21 protein-coding genes are annotated in these 23,159 nt (G+C 74.2%); 9 read left to right on the forward strand and 12 right to left on the reverse strand.

What is annotated here, in order from left to right:
* Positions 1-110: 110 nt before the first annotated feature.
* From ACIRSU_RS17885 to ACIRSU_RS17895, 3 genes are all read left to right on the forward strand, one after another.
* Positions 111-1,169 (forward strand): ArsR/SmtB family transcription factor, encoded by a 1,059-nt coding sequence (locus ACIRSU_RS17885; RefSeq protein WP_403793108.1) that lies wholly within the window; start codon positions 111-113, stop codon positions 1,167-1,169.
* A 110-nt stretch (positions 1,170-1,279) separates the two neighbouring features.
* The gene (locus ACIRSU_RS17890) at positions 1,280-2,902 is read left to right on the forward strand and encodes a right-handed parallel beta-helix repeat-containing protein (protein ID WP_403793110.1); all 1,623 of its coding nucleotides are present in this window, start codon (positions 1,280-1,282) and stop codon (positions 2,900-2,902) included.
* Between the two features lie 103 nt (positions 2,903-3,005).
* Positions 3,006-3,428 (forward strand): VOC family protein, encoded by a 423-nt coding sequence (locus ACIRSU_RS17895; RefSeq protein WP_403793112.1) that lies wholly within the window; start codon positions 3,006-3,008, stop codon positions 3,426-3,428.
* Between the two features lie 54 nt (positions 3,429-3,482).
* Here ACIRSU_RS17895 and ACIRSU_RS17900 read toward each other — a convergent pair whose 3' ends face one another.
* The 6 genes from ACIRSU_RS17900 to ACIRSU_RS17925 form a co-directional block, all read right to left on the reverse strand.
* Positions 3,483-4,247 (reverse strand): SDR family NAD(P)-dependent oxidoreductase, encoded by a 765-nt coding sequence (locus ACIRSU_RS17900; protein WP_403793113.1) that lies wholly within the window; start codon positions 4,245-4,247, stop codon positions 3,483-3,485.
* A 39-nt stretch (positions 4,248-4,286) separates the two neighbouring features.
* Positions 4,287-5,642 (reverse strand): MFS transporter, encoded by a 1,356-nt coding sequence (locus tag ACIRSU_RS17905; protein WP_403793115.1) that lies wholly within the window; start codon positions 5,640-5,642, stop codon positions 4,287-4,289.
* An 84-nt stretch (positions 5,643-5,726) separates the two neighbouring features.
* Positions 5,727-6,311 carry a TetR/AcrR family transcriptional regulator gene (locus tag ACIRSU_RS17910; RefSeq protein ID WP_403793117.1) on the reverse strand — a complete coding sequence of 195 codons (585 nt, stop codon included), beginning with the start codon at positions 6,309-6,311 and terminating at the stop codon, positions 5,727-5,729.
* A gap of 87 nt (positions 6,312-6,398) precedes the next feature.
* Positions 6,399-6,740, reverse strand: a complete 342-nt coding sequence (nirD, locus tag ACIRSU_RS17915; protein ID WP_403793119.1) for a nitrite reductase small subunit NirD — start codon at positions 6,738-6,740, stop codon at positions 6,399-6,401.
* Entirely contained in the window at positions 6,740-9,262 is a 2,523-nt protein-coding gene (gene nirB / locus ACIRSU_RS17920; protein ID WP_403793121.1) for a nitrite reductase large subunit NirB, read from the reverse strand. Before nirB ends, nirD begins: the two co-directional genes overlap by 1 nt.
* A 1-nt stretch (position 9,263) precedes the next feature.
* On the reverse strand, positions 9,264-10,448 hold the full coding sequence (locus ACIRSU_RS17925) for an NAD(P)/FAD-dependent oxidoreductase (RefSeq protein WP_403793122.1): 1,185 nt from the start codon (positions 10,446-10,448) through the stop codon (positions 9,264-9,266).
* Positions 10,449-10,666: 218 nt separating this feature from the next.
* On the opposite strand from ACIRSU_RS17925, the gene ACIRSU_RS17930 reads away from it, so the two are divergent.
* Positions 10,667-11,452: a sulfite exporter TauE/SafE family protein gene (locus ACIRSU_RS17930; protein ID WP_403793124.1), complete on the forward strand. Its 786-nt coding sequence runs from the start codon at positions 10,667-10,669 to the stop codon at positions 11,450-11,452.
* A 16-nt stretch (positions 11,453-11,468) separates the two neighbouring features.
* Here ACIRSU_RS17930 and ACIRSU_RS17935 read toward each other — a convergent pair whose 3' ends face one another.
* The 3 genes from ACIRSU_RS17935 to ACIRSU_RS17945 all read right to left on the reverse strand — a co-directional run bounded on the left by ACIRSU_RS17935 (position 11,469) and on the right by ACIRSU_RS17945 (position 13,801).
* The gene (locus ACIRSU_RS17935) at positions 11,469-12,089 is read right to left on the reverse strand and encodes a class F sortase (RefSeq protein ID WP_403793126.1); all 621 of its coding nucleotides are present in this window, start codon (positions 12,087-12,089) and stop codon (positions 11,469-11,471) included.
* Positions 12,090-12,187: 98 nt separating this feature from the next.
* Positions 12,188-12,769, reverse strand: coding sequence for a hypothetical protein (locus tag ACIRSU_RS17940; protein WP_403793128.1), 582 nt, complete (start codon positions 12,767-12,769; stop codon positions 12,188-12,190).
* A gap of 222 nt (positions 12,770-12,991) precedes the next feature.
* The gene (locus ACIRSU_RS17945) at positions 12,992-13,801 is read right to left on the reverse strand and encodes an aminotransferase class IV (RefSeq protein ID WP_403793130.1); all 810 of its coding nucleotides are present in this window, start codon (positions 13,799-13,801) and stop codon (positions 12,992-12,994) included.
* A gap of 86 nt (positions 13,802-13,887) precedes the next feature.
* Here ACIRSU_RS17945 and cutA point away from each other — a divergent pair, with 86 nt between their 5' ends.
* Positions 13,888-14,619, forward strand: coding sequence for a divalent cation tolerance protein CutA (cutA, locus tag ACIRSU_RS17950; protein WP_403793131.1), 732 nt, complete (start codon positions 13,888-13,890; stop codon positions 14,617-14,619).
* Here the strand turns inward: cutA and ACIRSU_RS17955 are convergent.
* The 3 genes from ACIRSU_RS17955 to ACIRSU_RS17965 form a co-directional block, all read right to left on the reverse strand.
* The gene (locus ACIRSU_RS17955) at positions 14,600-16,867 is read right to left on the reverse strand and encodes a molybdopterin oxidoreductase family protein (RefSeq protein WP_403793132.1); all 2,268 of its coding nucleotides are present in this window, start codon (positions 16,865-16,867) and stop codon (positions 14,600-14,602) included. The genes cutA and ACIRSU_RS17955 overlap by 20 nt on opposite strands.
* A gap of 72 nt (positions 16,868-16,939) precedes the next feature.
* Positions 16,940-17,641: a vancomycin high temperature exclusion protein gene (locus ACIRSU_RS17960; protein ID WP_403793133.1), complete on the reverse strand. Its 702-nt coding sequence runs from the start codon at positions 17,639-17,641 to the stop codon at positions 16,940-16,942.
* A 34-nt stretch (positions 17,642-17,675) separates the two neighbouring features.
* Positions 17,676-18,425 (reverse strand): aquaporin, encoded by a 750-nt coding sequence (locus ACIRSU_RS17965; RefSeq protein ID WP_403793134.1) that lies wholly within the window; start codon positions 18,423-18,425, stop codon positions 17,676-17,678.
* 153 nt (positions 18,426-18,578) lie between these two features.
* Here ACIRSU_RS17965 and ACIRSU_RS17970 point away from each other — a divergent pair, with 153 nt between their 5' ends.
* The 4 genes from ACIRSU_RS17970 to ACIRSU_RS17985 all read left to right on the forward strand — a co-directional run bounded on the left by ACIRSU_RS17970 (position 18,579) and on the right by ACIRSU_RS17985 (position 23,093).
* Entirely contained in the window at positions 18,579-19,226 is a 648-nt protein-coding gene (locus ACIRSU_RS17970) for a hypothetical protein (RefSeq protein WP_403793626.1), read from the forward strand.
* A gap of 198 nt (positions 19,227-19,424) precedes the next feature.
* Entirely contained in the window at positions 19,425-20,303 is an 879-nt protein-coding gene (locus ACIRSU_RS17975; RefSeq protein ID WP_403793627.1) for a sirohydrochlorin chelatase, read from the forward strand.
* A 55-nt stretch (positions 20,304-20,358) separates the two neighbouring features.
* The gene (locus ACIRSU_RS17980) at positions 20,359-21,681 is read left to right on the forward strand and encodes a deoxyguanosinetriphosphate triphosphohydrolase (protein WP_403793135.1); all 1,323 of its coding nucleotides are present in this window, start codon (positions 20,359-20,361) and stop codon (positions 21,679-21,681) included.
* Between the two features lie 149 nt (positions 21,682-21,830).
* Positions 21,831-23,093 (forward strand): NAD(P)/FAD-dependent oxidoreductase, encoded by a 1,263-nt coding sequence (locus ACIRSU_RS17985; protein ID WP_403793136.1) that lies wholly within the window; start codon positions 21,831-21,833, stop codon positions 23,091-23,093.
* Positions 23,094-23,159 lie beyond the last annotated feature (66 nt).

Consider the following 23,159-nt stretch of genomic DNA (forward strand, 5'->3'; position numbering starts at 1 on the left):
GCCGTTCGCCGCGAGGCTTTTCAAGTGTGGCTGAAACACCCTGGTAACGTGCAGTGATGCTGTGCATACTCGTCGTCGGGGGTGGTTGCGAGTGCACAGGTGGGGGTTCCATGCTGCGGATTCATTTCACCGGAAACGACTTGGCGGGCGTCCGGATGGCCGCCCGGCCGGACGTTCTGTGGGAAACGATTCTCAGTTTTCACCGTTTAAGGGACCGGCGCGGCTCGGTCGTCTACGCCGACTGGCGGTCCGACGCCCGGACCCGGGTCGGCGCCGAGACCCGGCTGCTCGCCGCGCTCGTCCCGGGCCGCGGCTACTTCCCGGACTTCCTCACCCCGCCCGAGGGCGTGCTCGGGCTCGACGAGGGCCTTGACGCGATCCGCGCCACGCCCCCGGGAAGGCTGCACACCGAACTGGCCCTGCTCGGCGCCTCCCGCGCCGGCCGCCCCGCCGTGCCGTCCGCGCTGCGCGCCCTCGCCGACGGCGGCACCGCCGCGTTCGGCCGGATGCTCGACGCCCTGCGCGGCTACCACCGGGCCGCCGTGCAGCCGTACTGGACGCACGTCCAGGCCCACTTCGAGGCCGACCGGGCCCGGCGCGGCAGGGCACTGCTCGACGGCGGAGCCGACGAACTCCTCGCCTCCCTGCCGCCGATGCTCCGCTGGCGCAGCCCCGTCCTGGAGGCCGACTACCCCGTCGACCGGGACGTCCACCTCGACGGACGCGGACTGCTGCTCCAGCCCTCGTTCTTCTGCCGCGGCACCCCGGTCGTGCTGCGCGACCCCGGCCTGCCGCCGGTCCTGGTCTACCCGGTCACGCACTGCGAGCCGCCGACCGTCCGCGCGCCCGGCCTGCCCTCGCTCGCCAAGCTCGTCGGCCACACCCGCTCCGCCGTGCTCAGCGCGATCGGCGACGGCGGCACGACGAGCGAACTGGCCCGCCGGGCGGGCGTCTCGCTCGCCTCCGCGAGCCAGCACGCCGGAGTGCTGCGCGAGGCCGGCCTGGTCGCCACGCTCCGGTACGGCAACGCGGTGCTGCACACGCTGACACCGCTGGGTGCGGCGCTGCTCGGCGGATCGAGCCACGGCCCGGACGGGCAGTGCTACGCGCGTAGGGACAGGGAGCGGGCGGCGGGGGAGGGGCGGGGCGCTGTCAGTGGGGCGCGCTGACTTCGGGGCGTGGACGTCGTCTTCGACGCGTCACGCACGGGCGACCGAGACCGTCCACCGCTGGAAGATCGACGACTGACGTACGCTCCTCCCCTTGATACCGACATGACATGAGGGGACGGGGCATGGAACGGCGGGCGTTGATGCTGGCCATGGGCGGATTCGTGGGCGCCGCGGCCTGGGGCGGCGGCGCCGCGCCGGCGGCCGCCGCCGGCGGGAGCGGGGTGGTCGTGGACGTCACCGCCGCCCCGTACGGCGCCAAGGGCGACGGAACCACCGACGACTCGGCGGCCTTCCAGGCTGCGCTCACCGCGGTGAAGGCGGTGCCGGGCGGTGCGACGCTGCTGATCCCGCCGGGCACGTACGCGATCCGGACCAGCCTGGTGCTCGGCGCCGGGACGACCGTGATCGCGTACGGCGCCACGATCGTCCGCACCGGCGACAGCGGCGCCCTGCTGAAGAACTTCGACACGGTCACGCAGGTGTACGGCTACGAGGGCGCGGGCTCCGTCGCCGTCCTCGGCGGCACCTGGGACATGCGCGGCGGGCAGCACCCCAAGCAGAGCGACGCCATGGGCTTCGCGCACTGCGACGGCGTTCTGGTGAAGGACTGCACGATCCTCGACACGCCCTCCGCGCACGCGATCGAGCTGAACGCGGTCCGCAACGCGGCCGTCGTGAACTGCGTCTTCGACGGTCACCACCCCGGCGACGGCGCGAGCCTGACGACGAAGGAGGCCGTCCAGATCACCTGCGCCACCGAGGGCAACCTGCCCGCCCCGGCCTACGACCTCACCACCTGCGAGGACATCCTCATCACCGGCTGCACCCTGAAGGCCGGCACCACGACCGGGCCGTTCGGCGCGCTGTGCGGCGACCACTGGGGTGCCAAGGGCAAGAGCCACCGCCGGATCCGGGTCGTCGGCAACACGGTCGAGAAGAGCGGCGCGTACGGCGTGCACGTCGCCGACTGGCAGGACTCGGTCGTCGCCGACAACACGATCGACGGCGTCGCCCTGCACGGCATCTACCTCAACTCGCCGCAGGGCAACGCGCTCAGCGGCATCACGGTCTCCGGCAACACCGTCCGGAACGTCGACGGCAGCGGCGGCATCACGGTCAGCGTCCCCAAGTTCACCACCGTGCCCGTCACCTACGGCGCCCGGCACAGCGACCTCACGATCACCGGCAACACGGTCGAGTCGGTCAAGGGCGAGGCCGCGATCTACGTCTCCCGGACCGACGGCGTCGCTGTCACCCGCAACACCGTCACCGGCACCGTGCGCCTCACGGACACCGGCAACGCCCAGGGCATCCACGTCCAGGAGTGCCCGAACGCCGTCGTCACCCACAACACCGTCACCGACGTCCAGGGCGACGGCATCGGCCTGGACACGAACGTGACGGGCGCCGTCGTCGCCGGGAACACCGTCACCACCGCCACCAACTACGGCATCCACGCCGCGGCCGGCGCCGGCGCGATACGCGGCAACCGGGTAACCGGCGCCACCACGTACGGCATCCGGATCACCGGCGCCGCCGACACGATCTGCCAGGGCAACACGATCGGCACGGTCACCACCGTCTCCGGCACCGCGGCCGCGGCCGTCGCCGTGACCTCCACCTGCACGGGAGTGTGGGTCGTCGGCAACGACCTGAGCGGACGGGGCGGCGGCACGGCCGCGGTCTCCGACCTGGGGGCCGGCACCACGGTCTCCGGAAACCTGGTGTGACCTCGCGGCGCGGCGATGAGTTTTCGCCGCGCCGCCCGTCTTAACTCTCGAAAGCGCTCGCGAAAGCGGCAGCGCCACCGCACGACGGAAGAGAGAGCACACCATGGCCCCGCAGATGATCTTCGTGAACCTGCCGGTGAAGGACCTCGACGCCAGCAAGTCCTTCTACGAGAAGCTCGGCTTCTCGATCAACCCGCAGTTCACCGACGAGACCGCCGCGTGCGTGGTCATCAGCGACGCGATCTTCGTCATGCTCCTCACCGAGGAGAAGTTCCGGACGTTCACCGCGCCGGGCAAGGAGATCTCCGACGCGACCAAGTCCACCGAGGTCCTCGTCACGCTCAGCGCCGAGAGCCGCGAGAAGACGGACGAACTCGCGGACCGGGCCCTGGCGGCGGGCGGCAGCCCGGCGAAGGAGCCGACGGACCTCGGCTTCATGTACGGGCGCTCGTTCGCCGACCTGGACGGCCACCACTGGGAGGTCTTCTGGATGGACCCGGCGGCCGCCCAGGGCGGTCAGGCCTGACGCCCCGCCTGCCGCGTCAGGTGGGCGGTCAGGCCTGACGCCCCGCCTTCCACGTCAGGCGGAGACGCCGCCGTCGATCACCAGGTCCGTGCCGACGGCGGAGCCCGCCGCGTCGGAGGCGAGGTAGAGCACCGCCGCCGCGATCTCCTCGGCCGAGGAGATCCGGCCGAGCGGTGACTCCGCCTTCATCCGGACCTCGCGCTCGGCCTCCGTCTCGCCCGGCCGCAGCGACATCGAGGACTCGGACGCGCCCGGGCTGACCGCGTTGATGCGGATGCCGTCGCCGACGTGGTCGCGGGCGGCGGCGCGGGTGAGCGCGGAGACGGCCGCCTTGGAGACCTGGTAGCCGAAGACGCCGGGGATCCGGACGTGCGGGCCCAGGTTGGACGCGATGTTGACGATGGCGCCGCCGCCGTGGCCGCGCATGTGGGCGATCTCCGCCTGGAGCGCGTGCAGGACGCCGGTGACGTTGACGTCGAGCAGGGTGTGCCAGTCGTCGAGGGGGAGGTCGGCCGCGCTGTGGCCGCCGCCGCGGAACACCCCGGCGTTGTTCACGGCCACGTCGAGCCCGCCGAAGGCCGCCACCGTGTCCCGTACCAGCCGGTGCATGTCGGCGGCGACGGTCACGTCGGCGGTGAACGCGCGGGCGGTGCCGCCCGCCGCCGCGATCAGCGCCACCGTCTCGTCGAGGGTGGCGGCGCTGCGGCCGGCGACGGCGACCCGGGCGCCCTCGGCGGCGAAGGCGCGGGCGATGGCCCGGCCGAGACCGGTGCCGCCACCGGTGACGAGGACGGTGCGGTCGGTGAAACGCGAGGTCATGAGGGTTCTCCTGTCGAGGATCGGGACGGTGCCGGGAATTCAGGCGGTACGGGAGGACAGGGCGGCCAGGACGCCCAGGGCGAGCGCGGTCGCCGCGAGCGACGCCGCGTCCGAGCCGAGGGTCAGCACGGCGGCGAAGACGACGGTGGGGCCCAGCTCCATCGCGGTGTTCAGGACCCCGCCCGCGAGGCCGGCCCGCTCCGGCGGCACCCCGTCGGTGGCGAGGACGCCGGCCCCGGCGAACGCGACGGCGCCGCCGGCCGCGAGCAGCAGCAGACCGGGCAGCAGCCCGTACGCGTAGGGCACGGCCGGGTCGAGTCCGGTCGCCGCGAGCAGCGCGAGGCCCACGGCCGCGGTGCCGAGCCCGGCGGCGGTGGCGCGCCCCGCCCCGTACCGCCCGATCAGCGGCCCGGCGGCGCGGCCCGCGACGAGCAGGGCGACGGCGAAGGGCACGAAGGCGCCCGAGGTGAGCAGCGCGGACCAGCCGCGGCCGCGCTGGAGGCCGAGGGAGAGGAGCACGAAGGCACCGGCGGTGCCCGAGGCGGTGAGCGAGACGGCGGCGAGCCCGATGCCGCGGCGCCGGTCGCGCAGGAACGCGGGCGGCAGGAGCGGGTCGGCGGCGCGCCGTTCGACGAGCACGAAGCCGGTGAGCAGGACGATTCCGGTGAGCAGCGGGACCAGGACGGCGGCGGAGGTCCAGGCGCGGGCGTCGGTCAGCACGAGCCCGTAACTGGCCAGGGTGATCCCGGCGGTGGCGAGCAGCGCCCCGGGCAGGTCCAGGCCGCGCCGCGGTCCGCCTCCCGCGGTGGACGGCAGCAGGCGCGGGCCCAGGACGAGGGCGGCGGCCGCGACGGCGACCGGGACGGCGAAGCTCCAGCGCCAGGAGGTGACGGCCGAGATCACCCCGGACAGCAGATTGCCCGCGGTCGCGCCGAGGACCGAGAGTCCGCCCCAGGTGGCCATGGCCCGGCCGTACGCGGCGGGCGCCGGGTAGAGCGCGCGCAGCACGGCCATCGCGGCGGGCGCGACGAGCGCGGCGCCGAGGCCCTGGCCGAACCGGGCGGCGAGCAGCGTGCCGTAGCCGGTGGTGAGCGGGGCGAGCGCGGAGGCGGCGCCGAAGACGAGGAGTCCGCCGGTGAGGGCCCGGCGGCCGCCGTAGCGGTCGGCGAGCCGGCCGCCCAAGAGCAGCAGTCCGGCGAAGGTGAGCCCGTAGGCGGCGCTGAGCAGGATGAGCTCGGCGCGGTCCAGGCCGAGTTCGGCGCCGATCCGGGGGAGCGGCACGGCGAGCGAGGCGAGCGTGAAGATCAGCGTCATCTGCACGGCGCCGAGGAGCGCGAAGCCGGCGGCGGGCGCCGGCGTACTTCTGGTCGCGGTGAGCGTGGTGGTGGCGGTCATCTCTCCCCCTGTATTTTGACCGTACGTTCCAATATGAAGGCCGAAGAAAAGGGCGCCCGCAGGCACCCCTTCGTTCCGGGTCCGTCAGTCCAGCAGAGCCAGTGCCTGCTCCGCCGCGTCCCGCACCCGCCCCGGGTCGCTCGACGCCTTGCCGACCACCCGGAGCCCCTGCATCAGGACGAGCAGCATCCGGGCGAGGGCTCGCGGATCACGGCCCTCCGGCAGCTCGCCCTGGGCGCGGGCCCGGGCGAGCGCGGCGTGCAGCAGGGTCTCGATCTGCTCCCAGCTGAGCTCCACCCGGCGGGCCACCGTCCGGTCGTGCGGCCCCAGTTCGGCCGCCGAGTTGGTGACGAAGCAGCCGGTCAGGCGCACTTCCTCCGTCGCGGCCTCGGCGGCGAAGCGGCGGACGAGCGCGCGGACCGCCGGCAGCGCGGGGCCCGGCGCGGACAGCTCGGCCATGAGCTGCGGGTCGCGGGTCTCGCGGTAGCGGTCCAGCGCCCGCACGTACAGCTCGTGCTTGCTGCCGAAGGTCGCGTAGATGCTGGCGCGGCCGATGCCGAGACGCTCGACGAGGTCCGACATGGTCGTCGCCTCGTAGCCGCGCGCCCAGAACAGCTCGAGGGCTGCCTGGAGCGCGGCGTCGGGATCGAATTCCTTGGTCCTGGCCACGAGATGACCGTACGCCTATCGAGAACGATCAGTCAAGAACGATCGGTCAAGAAACGTCGCCAAGCACCGTCGGTCGAGAGCCGTCGGTCAGGAGCCGGCTTCGACCGTCCGTACCGGATAGACCGTCACCGTCACCTCGGCGTCGTCCAGGCACCGGCCCGTCTCCAGGTCGAAGCGCTGCTTCAGGAGCGGCGAGGCCACGAACGGGCGCCCGCCCGCCGAGCCGACCAGCCCCCGCGCGAGCACCTGCGCGCCCGTGAACGGATCGCGGTTGTCGATCGCGTACGTCCGTCCCGACCGGTCCTTGAAGACCGCGGCCTGCCGGCCGTCCGGGAGCAGCGCCGTCACGCCCCGGCCCGGGGTGAGCCGGGCCTCCTCGCAGACCGTCAGCCAGGAATCCGGCGTCGGGGAGAGTTCGAGAGTCGTCATCAGGCCATCGCCCCTTCTCGCGTGCCGATGGTGAGGACCGTCAGGTCCGGCTTGATCTGGTCGCGCTCCGGCACGAACCGCACCGACGGGTCCGGCGTCTCCGGCGCGTTGACGAAGGACACGAACCGCCGCAGCCGGTCCGGGTCGTCCAGGGTCTGGGCCCACTCGTCCCGGTAGCCCGCGACGTGCGCCGTCATCAGCGCCTCCAGCTCGTCGCACAGCCCGAGCGAGTCGTGCACGACCACGTCCCGCAGGTGGTCGAGGCCGCCCTCCAGGCGCTCCAGCCACACCGAGGTGCGCTCCAGGCGGTCCGCGGTGCGGATGTAGAACATCAGGAACCGGTCGATGAGCCGGACCAGTTCGGCGTCCGAGAGGTCCTGGGCCAGCAGATCGGCATGGCGCGGGGTCGCGCCGCCGTTGCCGCCCACGTACAGGTTCCAGCCGTTCGCCGTGGCGATGACCCCGAAGTCCTTCGACTGGGCCTCCGCGCACTCCCGGGCGCAGCCCGAGACCGCCGACTTCAGCTTGTGCGGGGCGCGCAGGCCGCGGTAGCGCAGTTCGAGCCGGATCGCCATCTTCACCGAGTCCTGCACGCCGTAGCGGCACCAGGTCTGCCCCACGCAGGACTTCACCGTGCGCAGCGCCTTGCCGTAGGCGTGCCCCGACTCGAAGCCCGCGTCGACGAGCCGCGTCCAGATCGACGGCAGCTGGTCCACCCGGGCGCCGAACAGATCGATCCGCTGGCCGCCGGTGATCTTCGTGTAGAGCCCGAAGTCGCGGGCCACCTCGCCGATCACGATCAGCTTCTCCGGGGTGATCTCGCCGCCCGGGATGCGCGGCACTACCGAGTAGGAGCCGTTGCGCTGGAGGTTGGCCAGGTGGTGGTCGTTGGTGTCCTGGAGGGCCGCCTGCTCGCCGTCCAGGATGTAACCGTTGTTGAGGGACGCCAGGATGGAGCCGACGGTCGGCTTGCAGACCTCGCAGCCCTCGCCGCCCTTCGCCTCCTCCCGCCCGTGCGAGTCGAGCAGCGCGGCGAACGACGTCACGCGGAGGGTGCGAGCGATCTCGTAGAGCTCGCTGCGGGTGTACGAGAAGCAGCCGCAGAGTCCTTTGCCGGCCGCCGCCGGCAGCAGCTTCTCGATCACCTTCACGCAACTGCCGCAGCCCGTACCGGCCTTGGTGCACTTCTTCACCTCGGGCAGCGTGGCGCACCGGGTGATGTCGTGCTTGGTCACGTTGTGGCAGGAGCAGATCACGGCGTCGTCCGGCAGCGCGGACGGGCCGAGCGCGACCGGCGCGCCCACACCCGCCGGCAGCACCAGCTGCTCCGGCGAGACGGGCGGCCTGCTGCCGGTGAGCGGGCGCAGCAGGCCGTACGACTCGGCGTCGCCGACCAGCACGCCGCCGAGCAGCACGCCGTCGCCGTCCACCACCAGCTTCTTGTAGACGCCCGAGCGCGAGTCGGAGTAGACCACGTCCAGGCTGCCCTCGGCCGTGCCGTGCGCGTCGCCGAAGGAGGCCACGTCCACGCCGAGCAGCTTCAGCTTGGTCGACAGGTCGGCGCCCGTGAAGCCCTTCGTGTCCTCCTCGGCGATCGCCGCGGCCGCCGTCTGCGCCATCTCGTAACCGGGCGCCACCAGGCCGTACACCCGGCCGTCCGAGGCCAGCGCGCACTCGCCGATCGCGAACACGGCCGGGTCCGACGTCCGGCACAGCTCGTCCACGGCGATGCCGCCGCGCTCGCCGACCGTCAGGCCGCAGTCGCGGGCCAGTTGGTCGCGCGGACGCACGCCCGCCGAGAACACCACCATCTCCGTGGCCAGTTCGGAACCGTCCGACAGGCGCATCGCCGTGACCGCGCCGTCCTCGGTCACGATCTCCTGGGTGCCGGTCCCGGTGTGCACGGTCAGGCCCATCTGCTCGATGGTGCGCAGCAGGGCCGCGCCGCCGCCCTCGTCGACCTGCACCGGCATGAGGCGCGGCGCGAACTCCACGATGTGCGTGTCGAGTCCGAGGCCCTTGAGCGCGCCGGCCGCCTCCAGGCCGAGCAGCCCGCCGCCGACCACCGCGCCGGTCGTGCGGCCCTTCGCGTACTCCTCGATCGCGAGCAGGTCCTCGATCGTCCGGTAGACGAAGCAGCCGCGGGCGTCCCTGCCGGGCACGGGCGGCACGAACGGGTACGAGCCGGTGGCGAGGACGAGCGTGTCGTAGGCGAGGACCCGGCCGGAGCGGGCGGTGACCGTCCGCGCCTCGCGGTCGACGGCGATCGCCGGGTCGTCGGTGTGCAGTTCGATGCCGTGCCGCTCCATGAAGCCGGCCTCGACCAGGGACAGGCCGTCGGGCGTCTTCCCGGAGAAGTACGAGGTCAGCTGCACGCGGTCGTAGGCCGGCCGCGGCTCCTCGCAGAGCACCACGACCCGCGCCCGCGCGGTGACGCCCCGGTCCGCGAGCGCCTCCAGGAACCGCTGGCCGACCATGCCGTGGCCGACGAGCACGATGGTGGGGGTGTGCGGGGTCGTCATCTCAGGAGCCTCCGTCGTGGGTGAGCAGGTGAAGCAGCGGGGCGTCGGGCAGGGCCTCGTCGCCCTCCCAGGCCCGGGCGAGCGTCCCGACCGCGCCGAGGTCGCCGAGCAGCACGCCGCCGACGAGCCGGTCGCCGCGGACGACGACCTTGCGGTAGGCGCTGCGGGTGGCGTCGGTGAGCTGGACGACGTGGTCGCCGGGGGCGGGCGTGGTCTCACCGAAGGCGGCGAGGTCGAGGGGATGCGGGCCGCCGAGGGTGAGCCTGGTCAGGGCGCGGGTGCCGGTGTAGCGGGGCGCGTCGCCCAGGAGCACCTCCGCCAGCACATCCGCCTGGTCGAGCGCCGGGCCCGCCAGCCCGTACACCCGTCCCGCGTGTTCCGCGCAGTCGCCGATCGCGTGGATGTACGGGTCCGAGGTGCGCAGTGCGTCGTCGACGACCACGCCCGTCCGGACGTCGAGCCCAGCCTCGCGGGCCAGGGCCACGCGGGGGCGCACCCCGCACGCCAGGACCACGATCTGCGCGTCGAGGACGAAGCCGTCGGCGAGTTCGACCGCGGTGACGGCGCCGTCCTCCTGGCAGAGGCCGGTGACGCGGCACTCGGTGTGGACCTCGACGCCGAGGGCGGTGAGGTGCTCGCGCAGCAGACCGGAGGAGGAGACGTCCAGTTGGCGCTCCATCAGGTGCTCCGCCTGCTGCGCGAGCACGACCTCCGTGCCGAGCGCCGCCAGGGCCCGCGCCGCCGAGACGCCGAGCAGACCGCCGCCGATGACCACCGCGCGTACCCCGGGCCGTACGAGCTCGCGCAGCGCCAGACAGTCGTCCATCGTGCGGAAGGGCAGCACGCCGGACGGGAGCTCGGCGCCGCGCAGGCCGCGCAGCGGGGGCAGGACGGGGGCCGCGCCGGTGGCCAGGACCAGGCGGTCGTACGGGACGAGCGAGCCGTCCGCGCACTCGACCGTGCGGGCCGCGCGGTCGATGCGCACGGCCCGGACGCCGAGCCGGGCCGGCTCGCGCGGGCCGGGCAGGGCGATGACCTCGGGGCCGTACCGGCCGGCGAGGACGTCCGCCAGCAGCACCCTGTTGTAGGGGGCGTGCGGCTCCTCGCCGAGGAGCGTGACCGGCAGGCGCTGGGCGAGCCGGGCGCCCGCCGTCCCGCCCCCGACCACCACGATCCGTGTACTCATACCGGGAAGCGTGCGGCGCCGGTGTTACCCGTCGGGATCCCGGCTGTTACCCGCACGGAACGCTGATCTCACGTCACGGCCGGACCGCTGTGAGGCGCCGGAGGAGGGGATCGGCCTCCGGCGATCGACCTTCGGCATGCCTCCGGCATAGCTCTGGCCTAGCTCAAGACTCCGGCGATCGATGGACGGCGCACCTATTCCGTTCCTAGGCTCACGCCATGCCTGACATATCCCTGACCACTCTTGTCCTGCTCTGCATCGCGGCCTTCGCCGCCGGCTGGATCGACGCCGTGGTCGGGGGCGGCGGGCTGCTCCAGCTGCCCGCGCTGCTGCTCGGGCTGCCGCACGTGCCGGCCGCGCAGATCCTCGGCACCAACAAGGCGGTGTCGATCGTCGGCACCTCCGGCGCCGCCGTCACCTACCTGCGCAAGGCGCCGGTGAAGGTGGGCACGGCGGTACGGATCGGGCTCGCCGCGCTCCTCGGGTCGATGGGCGGCGCCTTCTTCGCGGCCGGGATCAGCAGCGCCGTGCTCCGCCCGGTGATCATGGTGGTGCTGCTCGGAGTGGCCGGCTTCGTCATGTTCCGGCCGTCCTTCGGCACCCGGGCGTCGGGCGAGGAGCGGCCGGCGCTCACCCGGGCCCGGATCGTCACGGCGATCGTCGTGGTCGGCGGCGGCATCGGCTTCTACGACGGGCTCTTCGGGCCCGGCACCGGCACCTTCCTCGTGCTCGCGCTGACCGCCGTGCTCCATCTGGACCTGGTGACGGCCTCCGCCACCTCGAAGATCGTCAACGTCTGCACCAACGCGGGCGCGCTCGCGATGTTCGCCTACCAGGGGCACGTGCTGTGGCAGCTCGCCGCCGTCATGGCCCTCTTCAACCTGGCCGGCGGGACGCTCGGCGCCCGGATGGCGCTGGCGAAGGGCGCCGAGTTCGTGCGCGGGGTGCTGCTCGTGGTCGTCTTCTCGCTGGTCGCGAAGCTCGCCTTCGACCAGTGGGCGTAAGCCGTGACCGGACGGGTCACTTCACGCCGATGAGGTGGCCGAAGGCGACCACGTTGCCCTGGTAGCCACCGGCCTTGCGCGAGAAGCCGCCGCCGCAGGTGATCACCCGGATCTCGGCCCGGTCCGCCTCCCCGTACACCTTGGCGTCCGGGAAGGCGCTCTTGTCGTAGACCTCGACCGCGTCGACCGTGAAGACGGCGGTCCGGCCGTCCCGCCGGTCCACCTCGATCCGGTGGCCCTTCTTCAGCGTGCCCAGCGCGTAGAAGACGGCCGGGCCCTGCGCGTTGTCGACATGGCCGGCGACGATCGCGGTGCCCTTGGCGCCGGGCCGGGTGCCGTCCTCGTACCAGCCGGCCAGATTGCGGTCGGCGGCCGGTGGCACGGAGAGCGCGCCGTCGGCGCCCAGCCCGAGGCCCGTGAGGGGCGCGTCCACGTCGATCTCGGGGATGCGCAGCCGGACCGGGTCGGACGGCGGGAGCGGGTCGGCGGCGGCGTCGGTGTGGACGCTCGGCCCGGCGGCGAAGGCCTGCGCCGCGGACGGCGCGGGCGGGGTGACCTGGCCGGAGCCGTTCTGGATCATCCACAGACCCGCACAGGCGGCGACGGCTATGCCCCAGCCCTTGCTCCTGTTGGTCACGACCTCATGTCCTTCCCGGAGGGCCATCCCAGGGGGTGGTCCTGCCCCCGCCGGGCCGTCAGCTGGCGCGCGGCGGGGACAGGACGTCGGCGGTACGGTCAGCCGTCCTGCGCGCCGCTCGCCCGGCGGCGCAGGAACCACGTACCGCCCACGGCGGCCACGGCCAGCACCGCCGCGCCCGCCGTGACCTGGGCGGTGTCGGGGCCGACGCTGCCCCCGACACCGGTCTGCACATGGCCGCTCGGGCTCTTGTGCTTGACGAAGAGCTCGCCTCGGGCCGACCGCCCGTTGTCGCAGTGGACGCTGATCGTGTACGTCCCGGACTGGGCGTGGTGCGGCACCGTGAACTGGCCGACCACGACCTCCTTGTGGGTGCTCGGGTTCAGGTGGAACTCGCCCGCCTCGAGCCCGTCCGTCTTGCCGATGCCGTGGCCGTGGTCGCCGCAGGCGGTGGTGTTCACGGTGACGGTGGTGCCCGGCTCGGCCGAGGAGGGGAAGATCTCCAGGGACTCCGAGCCGCCGTGCTGTCCGTCGCCGCTGTGGTCGCCGCTGCTGTTGTGGTCGCTGTCGTTGTTGTTCCAGTCGCCGTTGGCGAAGGCCACGGGACCGGTGGCGAAGACGCCGAGGGCGGCGAACGTCAGCGCGGTACCGGTGAGCAGTCGGGCAGGAGTGCGGCGCATGGGGGACCTCCGGGGCGCGCGTACGGTCTGTCGGAAAGGGGCTTCCGTAGGTCCGAGATAAATGCGTGCCCGGACGGCCCGCCTGCTGATGTCCCATCAGAATTACTCCGTCCGGTGCGGCGCGTCGCCTGGATCTCCCGCGTTGACGCAGGTCAACGAGGGTTTCCAGGCGTCAGCTGACGGTCCGTGCCGAACGGGTGACCCGCCCGCGGGCCGGTTCGCCTACAGCGCGTCCCAGGGCGCCGCCTCGTACGCCGCGTACACCCGCTCCATCAGCTCCTCGTCCACCCGGAGCGGGGTGTCGTCGATCCGGTTCACCGGGGCGATCCCGCGCGCGCTCGTCACGAAGGCCGCGCGGAAGTACGGCACCTCCGCCAGCGGCACGGACCGGGTCACCGACGGCAGCCGCGGGGCCACCAGGGACATGGTGGTGCCGACGAGGTGCGGCGCGGCCGGCCAGATCACCGAAGTGCCGTCCCAGAAGGCGACGTTGGTGACCGCGCCCTCGGCGATCTCGTGCGACGGGCCGCCCGTGAGCAGCGCCTCGTCGAAGCCCGCGCGGCGGGCCGCGTCGCCGTGGTAGCGCTGCCCGAAGCCGCCCAGGTGCTTGATGTGCGCCGCCGGACGCCAGTACGGGACGGACTTCAGGGCCTTCGGCGAGCGGTCCGCCGAGAACGGCTCCCGCACGGTCACCACCGTGAGCGGCCCGCCGCCGCCGGCCCCCGCGGCCCCCTCGATTCCCTCATACACGTACACCCGCGCCGACGCGTCCTTCCGGCCCGCGCCCTGAAGCGCCCCGGCGAGCAGCGCCCGCACCCGCCCGCCGTCCAGGCCCAGGCCGAACAGCTCGCGCGTCGACCGGTCGAGCCGCTCCAGGTGCAGGCCGAGGCCCTGGACCCGGCCGTCGCGCACCTGCATCGCCGTGTAGTGGCCGTAGCCGCTCATGAGGGAAGCGAGGACGCCGGGTTCGGTGGCGGCGGGGGCGCCGTCGATCTCGACGTACAGGTCCTGGGGCTGGGGAGGCGTCGTCATGGGCCCACCGTATGCCCGGGACGCCGCACGGCCCAGGGCGCCCGCGCCCTGCTGCGCACGGCCCGGTTCGCCCGTACGGTGAAGGAGTGATCGTCACCGTCCGCACCACCACCGACGCGCGTGCCAAGGCCGAGACCCTGGCGCGCGGCGCCGTCGAGGCCCGGCTCGCCGCCTGCGCGCAGCTCTCGGGGCCCGTCACCTCCGTCTACCACTGGCAGGGCGCGGTCGAGACCGCCGAGGAGTGGGAGGTGACCTTCAAGACCACCGAGGCCCGCTACCCGGCCCTGGAGGCGCACCTCCTCGCCGCCCACGACTACGAGACGCCCGAGATCCTCGCGACCCGGGTGACCCGGGTGAGCGCGGACTATGCCCGCTGGGTCGAGCGGGAGACCGCCGAGCCCGGGGCGATCGAGGCCGGCGCGCCGGCCCCTGACGAGCGCCCGTTCTTCGTGTACGGGACGCTGCGCCCGGGCGCGTACAACCACGACCGCTTCCTCGCCGGCCGGATCGGCACGGAGGCGGACGCCGTGCTGCACGGGGCGGCCCTGTACGACGGGCCCGGTTATCCGTACGTCCTGCCGGCGGACGGCGGCCGGGTCGTCGGCACCCTGCTCACCCCCGCGCCCGGCGCCTACGGCGAGCTGTTCGGCCTGCTCGACCGGCTCGAACTGCCCGTCGGCTACGAGCGGGTGGCGATGGACGTCGAGCGGGTACGGGACGGGGCGCGGGTGTCCGCCTGGGTCTTCCTGGCGACGCCGGACGCGCCCCTGGGCGCGGTCATCGAGAGCGGGGACTGGTTCAACCGGCCGTCGTCGTAGCCGTAGCCGTCGGTTCCGTTGCCCGCTCCAGCCGGACCGCGCACACCTTGAACTCCGGCATCTTCGACACCGGGTCCAGCGCCGGGTTGGTCAGCGTGTTCGCGCGGCCCTGGCCCGGCCAGTGGAACGGCATGAAGACCGTGTCCGCCCGGATCGCGGCCGTGATCCGGGCCGGGGCCACCGCCCGGCCGCGCCGCGACACCACCGCGACGGCCTCGCCCTCCGCCACGCCGATCCGCTCGGCGAGCCGGGGGTGGAGCTCGACGAAGGAGCCGGGCGCGGCCGCGTTCAGCTCGTCGACGCGCCGGGTCTGCGCGCCCGACTGGTACTGGGAGACGACCCGCCCGGTCGTCAGGACCACCGGGTAGTCGGCGTCGGTCTCCTCGGCCGAGGCCCGGTGCACCACGGGCACGAAGCGGGCCCGCCCGTCGGGCGTGGCGAAGCGGTCGAGGAAGAGCCGCGGAGTGCCCGAACCCCCGGCCGCACCACCGCCCGAACCGCCGTCCGTGCCACCGCCCGAACCGCCGGCCGTACGACCGTCCGCACCCCCGCCCGAACCGCCGACCGAACCGCCGCCCGAACCGCCGCCCGAACCGCCGTCCCTGCCACCGCCCGTACCGCTCTCGTCCGGGCAGGGCCAGAACACGCCCTGCTCCTCCTCGATCCGGCGGTAGCTGATGCCCGCGTAGTCGGCCGGGCCGCCCGCCGAGGCGCGCCGCAGCTCCTCGAAGACCTCCTCCGGGTCGGCCGGGAAGCCCTTCTCCCAGCCGAGCAGGGCCGCGAGCCCGTGCAGCACCTCCAGGTCGCTGCGGACGCCCGGCGGCGGGGTGAGGGCGCGGCGGCGCAGCAGCACGCGGCCCTCCAGGTTGGTGGTGGTGCCGGTCTCCTCGGCCCACTGGGTCACGGGCAGGACCACGTCCGCGAGCGCCGCGGTCTCGGACAGGACGACGTCGGCGACGGCGAGGAAGTCCAGGGAGCGCAGCCGCTCCTCGACGTGCGCGGCGCGCGGGGCGGAGACCACCGGGTTGGAGCCCATGAGGAGCAGGGCCTTCACGTCCCCGCCCAGGGCGTCGAGGAGTTCGTACGCGCTCCGGCCCGGCCCGGGCAGGGACTCCGGCGGCACCCCCCACACGCCGGCGACGTGCTCCCGGGCGGCCGGGTCGTCGAGCTTGCGGTAGCCGGGCAGCTGGTCGGCCTTCTGGCCGTGCTCGCGGCCGCCCTGCCCGTTGCCCTGGCCGGTGAGGCAGCCGTAGCCGCTGTACGGGCGGCCGGCCCTGCCGGTGGCCAGGCAGAGGTTGATCCAGGCGCCGACGGTGTCGGTGCCCTTCGACTGCTGCTCGGGGCCGCGTGCGGTGAGCACCATGCCGCTGCCCGCCTCGCCGAACATCCGCACCGCTTCGCGCAGTTGCGGCACCGGCACGCCGGTGATCCGCTCCACGTGCTCGGGCCAGTGGGACATCGCCCCGGCCCGGGCCGCCGCCCAGCCCTCGGTGCGCGCGGCGACGAACTCCTCGTCGACCCGGCCCTCGGCGACGACCAGGTGCAGCATGCCGAGCGCGAGCGCCAGATCGGTGCCGGGGCGCGGGGCGAGGTGCAGGTCGGCCTGTTCGGCGGTGCGGGTGCGGCGCGGGTCGACGACGATCAGCCGGCCGCCGTTCTCCTTCAGCTCGGTGAGGTAGCGCAGCGCGGGCGGCATGGTCTCGGCGAGGTTGGAGCCGACGAGGATCACGCAGCCGGTCTTCGGGATGTCCTCCAGCGGGAAGGGCAGGCCGCGGTCGAGGCCGAAGGCCCGCTGGTGCGCGGCCGCGGCGGAGGACATGCAGAAGCGCCCGTTGTAGTCGATCTGGGAGGTGCCGAGGACGAGCCGGGCGAACTTGCCGAGCGCGTACGCCTTCTCGTTGGTGAGACCGCCGCCGCCGAAGACCCCCACGGAGTCGGCCCCGTGGCCGGCGCGGGTGCGGCGCAGTCCGTCGGCGACGGCGGCGAGGGCCTCCTCCCAGGTCGCGGGCCGCAGCGCCCCCGTGTCAGCGCGGCGGACCAGGGGCTCGGTGAGCCGGACCCGGGAGGAGAGCACGGCGGGGGCGGTGCGGCCCTTGCCGCACAGCGCGCCCCGGTTGACGGGGAAGTCGGGCCGGTCGACCACCTCGACGGGCAGCTCCCCGGCGCCTCCCGCTGTGGGGCGCAGGTTCATGCCGCACTGGAGGGCGCAGTAGGGGCAGTGCGTGGGGACGGTGGTGACCTCTGACATGCCCCGAGGATGCGGCGGCCGTGTTACGGGCGAGGACGTGCCGTATTACGGGCGCGGGGCTCTGCGCTCCTCTCAGCGCGCCGCGACGGGTGAGGCGAGGGCCTTCGTCACGCCGTCCTCCCTGGCGCCGAGGAACGTCGGGTCGGGCCGCAGGGCCGCGTCCAGGGCGGCCTTCCCCGCGGCGGCCATCTCGCGGGTGGTGCCGTAGTACCAGGTGACGTCGTGCGGTTCGCCGACCCCGACCCCGTACGCCTGCACGCCCGCCGCCCCGCACAACGCCACGGCCCGCTTCACGTGGAAGTCCTGGGTGACGAGCACGGCCCGGTCGACGCCGAAGATCTTCTTGGCGCGCACGCACGAGTCCCAGGTGTCGAAGCCGGCGTAGTCGCTGACCACCTTCGCGTCGGGCACTCCGCGCTGGGCCAGGTACGTCCGCATGGCGCTCGGCTCGTCGTACTCGGTGCGGCTGTTGTCGCCGGTGACGAGCAGGACCTTGACCTTGCCGGTGCGGTAGAGCTCGGCGGCGGTGTCGAGGCGGTGCGCGAGGTACGGGGTGGGGCGGCCCTTCCAGAGGCCGGCGCCGAAGACGACGGCGACGTCCTGGGCGGGCACGTCGGCGGTGGTACGGAGGCGGTCGGCGGTGCTGGTGTGCAGCCAGGCGGCGGGGGCGAGCGCGAGCACGGCCCCGAGCATCACGGCCTGGACGGCGCGGCGGCGGCCCCGGGTGGTGCGGGGGAGGAGGCGGGGCGGGCGGGGCAGGCGGACGCCGCGCATGGGTGGGACCTCCGGTCGGTCTTTCGGGACGTTGTCACACGGTCGGACGCGTTTCGGCGGGCTGTGGTTCGCTCCCGCCGCGTTCCGTGCCGTGCCGCCCTCCGTCCCGTCCTCCGTACAGCACGCTCGCGAGCCCCATGCCGAGGAGCATCCCGAGGAACTGCGCGGCGGCGAAGGCGGGCACCGAGCCCGGCGCGATCCCGGTGAAGGAGTCGGACAGGGAGCGGCCGACGGTGGCCGCCGGGTTGGCGAAGGAGCCGGAGGAGGTGAACCAGATCGCCGCGCCGATGTAGCAGGCGACGGCGACCGGGGCGAGCGCCGGGCGCCCGATGCGGCGCAGGCCCTGCACGACGAGGACGAGCCCGGCGGTGGCGACGGCCTCGCCGAGCAGGAGGTGGAGGTCGGCGCGCTCGGTGGTGGCGAGGGCGGCGCCCGGCGCGCGGCCGAACATGGCCTCGGCGAGCAGCGCGCCGGTGACCGCGCCGGCGAGCTGGGCGGCGATGTAGAGGACGGCCTCGCGGCCGCCGTCCTTGTGCCGGCGCGCCCACCACTCGGAGAGGGTGACGACCGGGTTGAAGTGGGCGCCGGAGAGCGGGCCGATGAGCGCGATGAGCAGACCGAGCCCGATGGCGGAGGCGGCGGCGTTGGCGATCAGCCGGACGCCGGTGTCCGGGCTGAGGGCGTCGGCGCGGAGGCCGGAGCCGACGATGACGGCGACGAGGGCGGCGGTGCCGGTGAACTCGGCGAGGGCGCGCCGGGGGAGCGGCACAGGGGAGATTCTCATAACGGAAAATGTATTCCGTGATTCGGAAGAGAAAAAGAGGGGAGGAAAGGGGCGAGGTCTCCGTAGGATCCGCTGGTGATCGACAACGCCTCGGGGCCCACCGACGCCCTGCTCTCCGCCGCCGTCCGCAACAACGCCGACTGGTGCGACACGATGTGCCGCGCCCACGGCCTGGCCGGTGCCTTCGGCCCGCGCGCCTGGTCCAGCCCGCGGCGCACCCCGCTCTACTACCCGGACGCCGTCACGCTGGCCCCGGACGCGGACGCCGGGGAACTCCTGGACGCGATCGACAGCACCGCGGGCGCCTCCGTCAAGGACAGCTACGCGCGCTTCGACCCGGCCCTCCTGGACGGGGCGGGCTTCATACAGCTCTTCGAGGCCCAGTGGATCCACCGCCCCGCCGGCCTCCCGGTCCGCGGCGAGGCCGCCGACGTCCGCGCGGTCCGCACCCCCGCCGAACTCGCCGCCTGGGCCCTCGCCTGGAGCGAGGGCGACGCCCGCGACGCCGCGCTCTTCCGTCCCGAGCTCCTCGACGACCCCACCACGACGATCGTCGCCACCCACGCCCCCGACGGCCGGATCCTCGGCGGCGCCGTCCTCACCGACAGCGCCGGTGTCACCGGCGTCTCCAACGTCTTCACGGTGGACGACCTCCCGGCCGCCCACGCCTGGTCCGCGGCCCTCACCCTCGCCTCCCCCGACCGCCCGGTCGTCGGCTACGAGTCGGGCGAGGACCTGGAACCGGCCCTGGAGGCCGGCTTCGGGACGCTCGGGCCGCTGCGGGTGTGGCTGGCGCCGTGAGCGACGCGGGGCGGGGGTGACGGAGGGCTGAGCGACGCGGGGGCGGGGTGAGCGCCCGGTGCGGGGTTGCGGCGCCGCTGTGAGGCCGCGGCAACCGGCCGTGACCCCGGGCGAAACGGCCAGGCAATCTGCCCCCGGCACGATCGGCGCATGACGACGCGTGAGCCGATCACCACGTTCGACAGCAGCGCCGCCGGGATGCTCGGCCGCATCTTCGCCCGGCCGGCCGCTCAGGGCGCCCCCACCCTCATAGCCGTCGGCCACGGCAGCCGCGACCCGCGCGCCGCCGCCGCCCTCGGCCTTCTCGCCGACCGGGTCCGGGAGCTGCGGCCCGGCCTCGACGTACGGCTCGCGCACATCGAGCTGAACGCGCCACTGCTCGCCGACACGCTCGCCGGACTCGCGCGGGCGGGCGGTGACGGCCTCGGCGGCCTCGCGTCGCCCGATGCCGGAACCCTCGCCGGGCCGGCGCGCCCGGGTCGCGGCGCCGGGCTCGCGCGGCCGCGTGCCGGCGCCGTGCTCGTGCCGCTGCTCTTCGCCCGCGGTCACCACGTCAAGCACGACCTGCCCGCCGCGGCCGCCGCCGCGCCCGCCGGCGTGCGGGTGCGGATCGCCGAACCGCTCGGCCCGCACCCGCTGCTCGTCGAGGCCCTCGCCGACCGGCTCGCCGAGGCCGGCTGGACCCCGCGGGACGGCGCCTCGCCCACCTCCGGCGTGGTCCTCGCCGCCGCGGGCTCGCGCGATCCCGAGTCCGCCGCCGGCATCCGCCGCGTCGCCGCCCGGCTCGGCGAACGCCTCGGCGGCGTGCCCGTACTCCCCGCGTTCGCCTCCGGCGCCGGCCCCACCGTCCCCGAGGCCGTCCGCGCCCTCGCCGCCCGCGGCCGCCACCGCATCGCCGTCGCCTCCTGCTTCACCGCCCCCGGCCGCTTCGCCGCCCGCGCCGCCGCCCACGCCCCCTGGCTCGCCGCCGCTCCCCTCGGCGCCCACCCGGCCCTCGCCCGGCTGATCCTGCACCGCTACGACGAGGCGGTCATGTCCCCCGTACCGGCACGGGAGTTCGCCGCCGCGGCCGGCTGACGCGCGAGCCGCGTCCTCGCCCCTTCTGTCCGTCCCGCCCGTTACCTTCGAAGACATGGAAGGCTTCGCAGACCCCACCAGGACCGGCACCCCCACCCCCACCCCCGGCTACGACCCCCTCGCACTCGAACGCTGGGCCCCCGAGCCCGACAAACGGCCCGGCCGCACCGCCTTCCAGCGCGACCGCGCGCGGGTGCTGCACTCCTCCGCGCTGCGCAGGCTCGCCGGCAAGACGCAGGTCGTGGACCCCGGCTCCCGCAGTCACGCCTGGGACGCCAGCCCGCGCACCCGGCTCACGCACTCCCTGGAGTGCGCCCAGGTCGGCCGCGAGCTGGGCGCCGCGCTCGGCTGCGACCCGGATCTGGTCGAGGCGGCGTGCCTGGCGCACGACATGGGCCACCCGCCCTTCGGGCACAACGGCGAGCAGGCGCTCAACGACGTCGCCAAGGACTGCGGCGGCTTCGAGGGCAACGCGCAGTCGCTCCGCCTGCTCACCCGGATCGAGCCCAAGCGGTTCATCGCCGACCCCGTCACCGGCGATCCGGTCAGCGTCGGCCTGAACCTGACCCGCGCCGCCCTCGACGCCGCCACCAAGTACCCGTGGCCGCGCGGCGGCCACCCCACCGACCCGGGTTCGCCGAAGTTCGGGGTGTACGAGGACGACCTGCCGGTCTTCGAGTGGGTCAGGAAGGGCGCGCCGGAGTACCGCAAGTGCTTCGAGGCGCAGGTGATGGACTGGTCCGACGACGTGGCGTACTCCGTGCACGACTTCGAGGACGGCCTGCACGCCGGGCACATCGACCCCAACATGCTGTTCTCCGAGCCCGAGCGCGCCGACATCTGGCAGGTGGCCCTCGGCCGGTACGTACCGGAGGACACCGATCCGCAGGAGCTCGCCGAGGCCCTCGACCGGCTCGTCGACCAGGACTGGTGGCCGCACGGCTACGACGGCTCGGCCGTCGCCCAGGCCCGGCTCAAGGACGCCACCAGCCAGCTCATCGGCCGCTTCTGCCTGGCCGCCGAGGGCGCCACCCGGCAGGCGTACGGCGGCGGCCGGCTCACCCGTTACGGCGCCGAGCTGGTCGTCCCGCGCGCCACCCGCAACGAGTGCGCCGTGCTCAAGGCGATCGCCGACCGGTACGTGATGCAGCGGGCCGAACAGGAGGCGCTCCGGGCCGACCAGCGGATCGTCGTCGCCGAGCTCGCCGAGGCGCTCACGGCCCGCGCGCCCGAGGGCCTCGACCCGCAGTTCCGGGCCCTGTTCGTCAGTGCGCCGGACGAGCGCTCCCGCAAGCGGGTGATCGTCGACCAGATCGCCTCCCTCACCGACGCCGCCGCCCGCAGCCTGCACGCCCGGTTCCGGTCGCCCCGCGGTTAGCCCCCGGCCAGGGGCCGTTCGCCCTCTTTCGCCGTCCCGGCCGGTGCGGGACCCTCGCATGCATGTTCCGAGGCGTCCCGAGGCGGTACGGCCCGGCCCGGGTCCGGGGGCGTAGCGTAGGGAACCGGTCGCAATGAGGAGGAATCAACGTGGTCGACGCAGATCAGACCTTTGTCATCGTCGGCGGGGGCCTGGCCGGAGCCAAGGCAGCGGAGACCCTGCGCTCCGAGGGCTTCAACGGGCGGGTGATCCTCATCTGCGACGAACGCGAGCGGCCCTACGAGCGCCCACCGCTCTCCAAGGGCTACCTCCTCGGCAAGGACGAGCGGGACTCCGTCTTCGTGCACGAGCCCGGCTGGTACGCGCAGCACGACGTCGAGCTCCACCTGGGCCAGCCCGTCACCGCCGTCGACCGCGAGGCGCACACCGTCCGCCTCGGCGACGGCACCGTCATCCACTACGACAAGCTGCTCCTCGCCACCGGCGCCGAGCCGCGCCGCCTCGACATCCCCGGCACCGACCTCGCCGGCGTGCACCACCTGCGCCGGCTCGCGCACTCCGAGCGACTCCGCGACGAGATCAAGAAGCTCGGCCGGGAGAACGGCCAGCTGGTCATCGCCGGTGCCGGCTGGATCGGCCTGGAGGTCGCCGCCGCGGCCCGTACGTACGGCGCCGAGGTCACCATCGTCGAGGCCGACCCCACCCCGCTCTACCGGGTCCTCGGCCCCGAACTCGGCCAGATCTTCGCCGACCTGCACACCGACCACGGCGTCCGCTTCCACTTCGGCGCCAGGCTCACCGAGATCACCGGCCAGGACGGCATGGTCCTCGCCGCCCGCACCGACGACGGCGAGGAGCACCCCGCCCACGCCGTCCTGATCGCCATCGGCGCCGCCCCGCGCACCGCCCTCGCCGAGAACGCCGGCCTCGCACTCGTCGACCGCGCCGACGGCGGCGGCGTCGCCGTCGACGAGGCGCTGCGCACCTCCGACCCGGACGTCTTCGCCGCCGGCGACATCGCCGCAGCCCACCACCCGCTGCTGCACACCCGGCTGCGCGTCGAGCACTGGGCCAACGCCCTCAACGGCGGCCCGGCCGCCGCCCGCGCGATGCTCGGGCAGCACGTCTCCTACGACCGGGTCCCCTACTTCTTCACCGACCAGTACGACCTGGGCATGGAGTACTCGGGCTGGGCGCCGCCCGGCTCGTACGACCAGGTCGTGGTGCGCGGCGACACCGGCAAGCGGGAGTTCATCGCCTTCTGGCTGAAGGAGGGCCGGGTGATCGCGGGCATGAACGTGAATGTGTGGGACGTCACAGACCCGATCCAGAAGCTCATCCGGTCCCGGGCGCAGGTGGACGCCGACCGCCTGGCGGACGCGTCGGTGCCGCTGGAGAGCCTCGCGGAGTAGACCGGGCAACCCCCTCCGCACCCGTAGCCGCATCTCTGCGGGGGACGACCCCCGGACCCCCGTAGA

Source organism: Streptomyces sp. NPDC101160 (assembly GCF_044768205.1).
Lineage (GTDB): Bacteria > Actinomycetota > Actinomycetes > Streptomycetales > Streptomycetaceae > Streptomyces.

What these genes read in the sequence shown, in the direction of transcription:
- ACIRSU_RS17885 (WP_403793108.1), top strand. Translation starts at nt 111, where the DNA reads ATGCTGCGGATTCATTTCACCGGAAACGACTTGGCGGGCGTCCGGATG.
- ACIRSU_RS17890 (WP_403793110.1), top strand. Translation starts at nt 1,280, where the DNA reads ATGAGGGGACGGGGCATGGAACGGCGGGCGTTGATGCTGGCCATGGGC.
- ACIRSU_RS17895 (WP_403793112.1), top strand. Translation starts at nt 3,006, where the DNA reads ATGGCCCCGCAGATGATCTTCGTGAACCTGCCGGTGAAGGACCTCGAC.
- ACIRSU_RS17900 (WP_403793113.1), bottom strand. Translation starts at nt 4,247, where the DNA reads ATGACCTCGCGTTTCACCGACCGCACCGTCCTCGTCACCGGTGGCGGC.
- ACIRSU_RS17905 (WP_403793115.1), bottom strand. Translation starts at nt 5,642, where the DNA reads ATGACCGCCACCACCACGCTCACCGCGACCAGAAGTACGCCGGCGCCC.
- nirD (WP_403793119.1), bottom strand. Translation starts at nt 6,740, where the DNA reads ATGACGACTCTCGAACTCTCCCCGACGCCGGATTCCTGGCTGACGGTC.
- nirB (WP_403793121.1), bottom strand. Translation starts at nt 9,262, where the DNA reads ATGACGACCCCGCACACCCCCACCATCGTGCTCGTCGGCCACGGCATG.
- ACIRSU_RS17925 (WP_403793122.1), bottom strand. Translation starts at nt 10,448, where the DNA reads ATGAGTACACGGATCGTGGTGGTCGGGGGCGGGACGGCGGGCGCCCGG.
- ACIRSU_RS17930 (WP_403793124.1), top strand. Translation starts at nt 10,667, where the DNA reads ATGCCTGACATATCCCTGACCACTCTTGTCCTGCTCTGCATCGCGGCC.
- ACIRSU_RS17940 (WP_403793128.1), bottom strand. Translation starts at nt 12,769, where the DNA reads ATGCGCCGCACTCCTGCCCGACTGCTCACCGGTACCGCGCTGACGTTC.
- ACIRSU_RS17945 (WP_403793130.1), bottom strand. Translation starts at nt 13,801, where the DNA reads ATGACGACGCCTCCCCAGCCCCAGGACCTGTACGTCGAGATCGACGGC.
- ACIRSU_RS17955 (WP_403793132.1), bottom strand. Translation starts at nt 16,867, where the DNA reads ATGTCAGAGGTCACCACCGTCCCCACGCACTGCCCCTACTGCGCCCTC.
- ACIRSU_RS17960 (WP_403793133.1), bottom strand. Translation starts at nt 17,641, where the DNA reads ATGCGCGGCGTCCGCCTGCCCCGCCCGCCCCGCCTCCTCCCCCGCACC.
- ACIRSU_RS17965 (WP_403793134.1), bottom strand. Translation starts at nt 18,425, where the DNA reads ATGAGAATCTCCCCTGTGCCGCTCCCCCGGCGCGCCCTCGCCGAGTTC.
- ACIRSU_RS17970 (WP_403793626.1), top strand. Translation starts at nt 18,579, where the DNA reads ATGTGCCGCGCCCACGGCCTGGCCGGTGCCTTCGGCCCGCGCGCCTGG.
- ACIRSU_RS17975 (WP_403793627.1), top strand. Translation starts at nt 19,425, where the DNA reads ATGCTCGGCCGCATCTTCGCCCGGCCGGCCGCTCAGGGCGCCCCCACC.
- ACIRSU_RS17980 (WP_403793135.1), top strand. Translation starts at nt 20,359, where the DNA reads ATGGAAGGCTTCGCAGACCCCACCAGGACCGGCACCCCCACCCCCACC.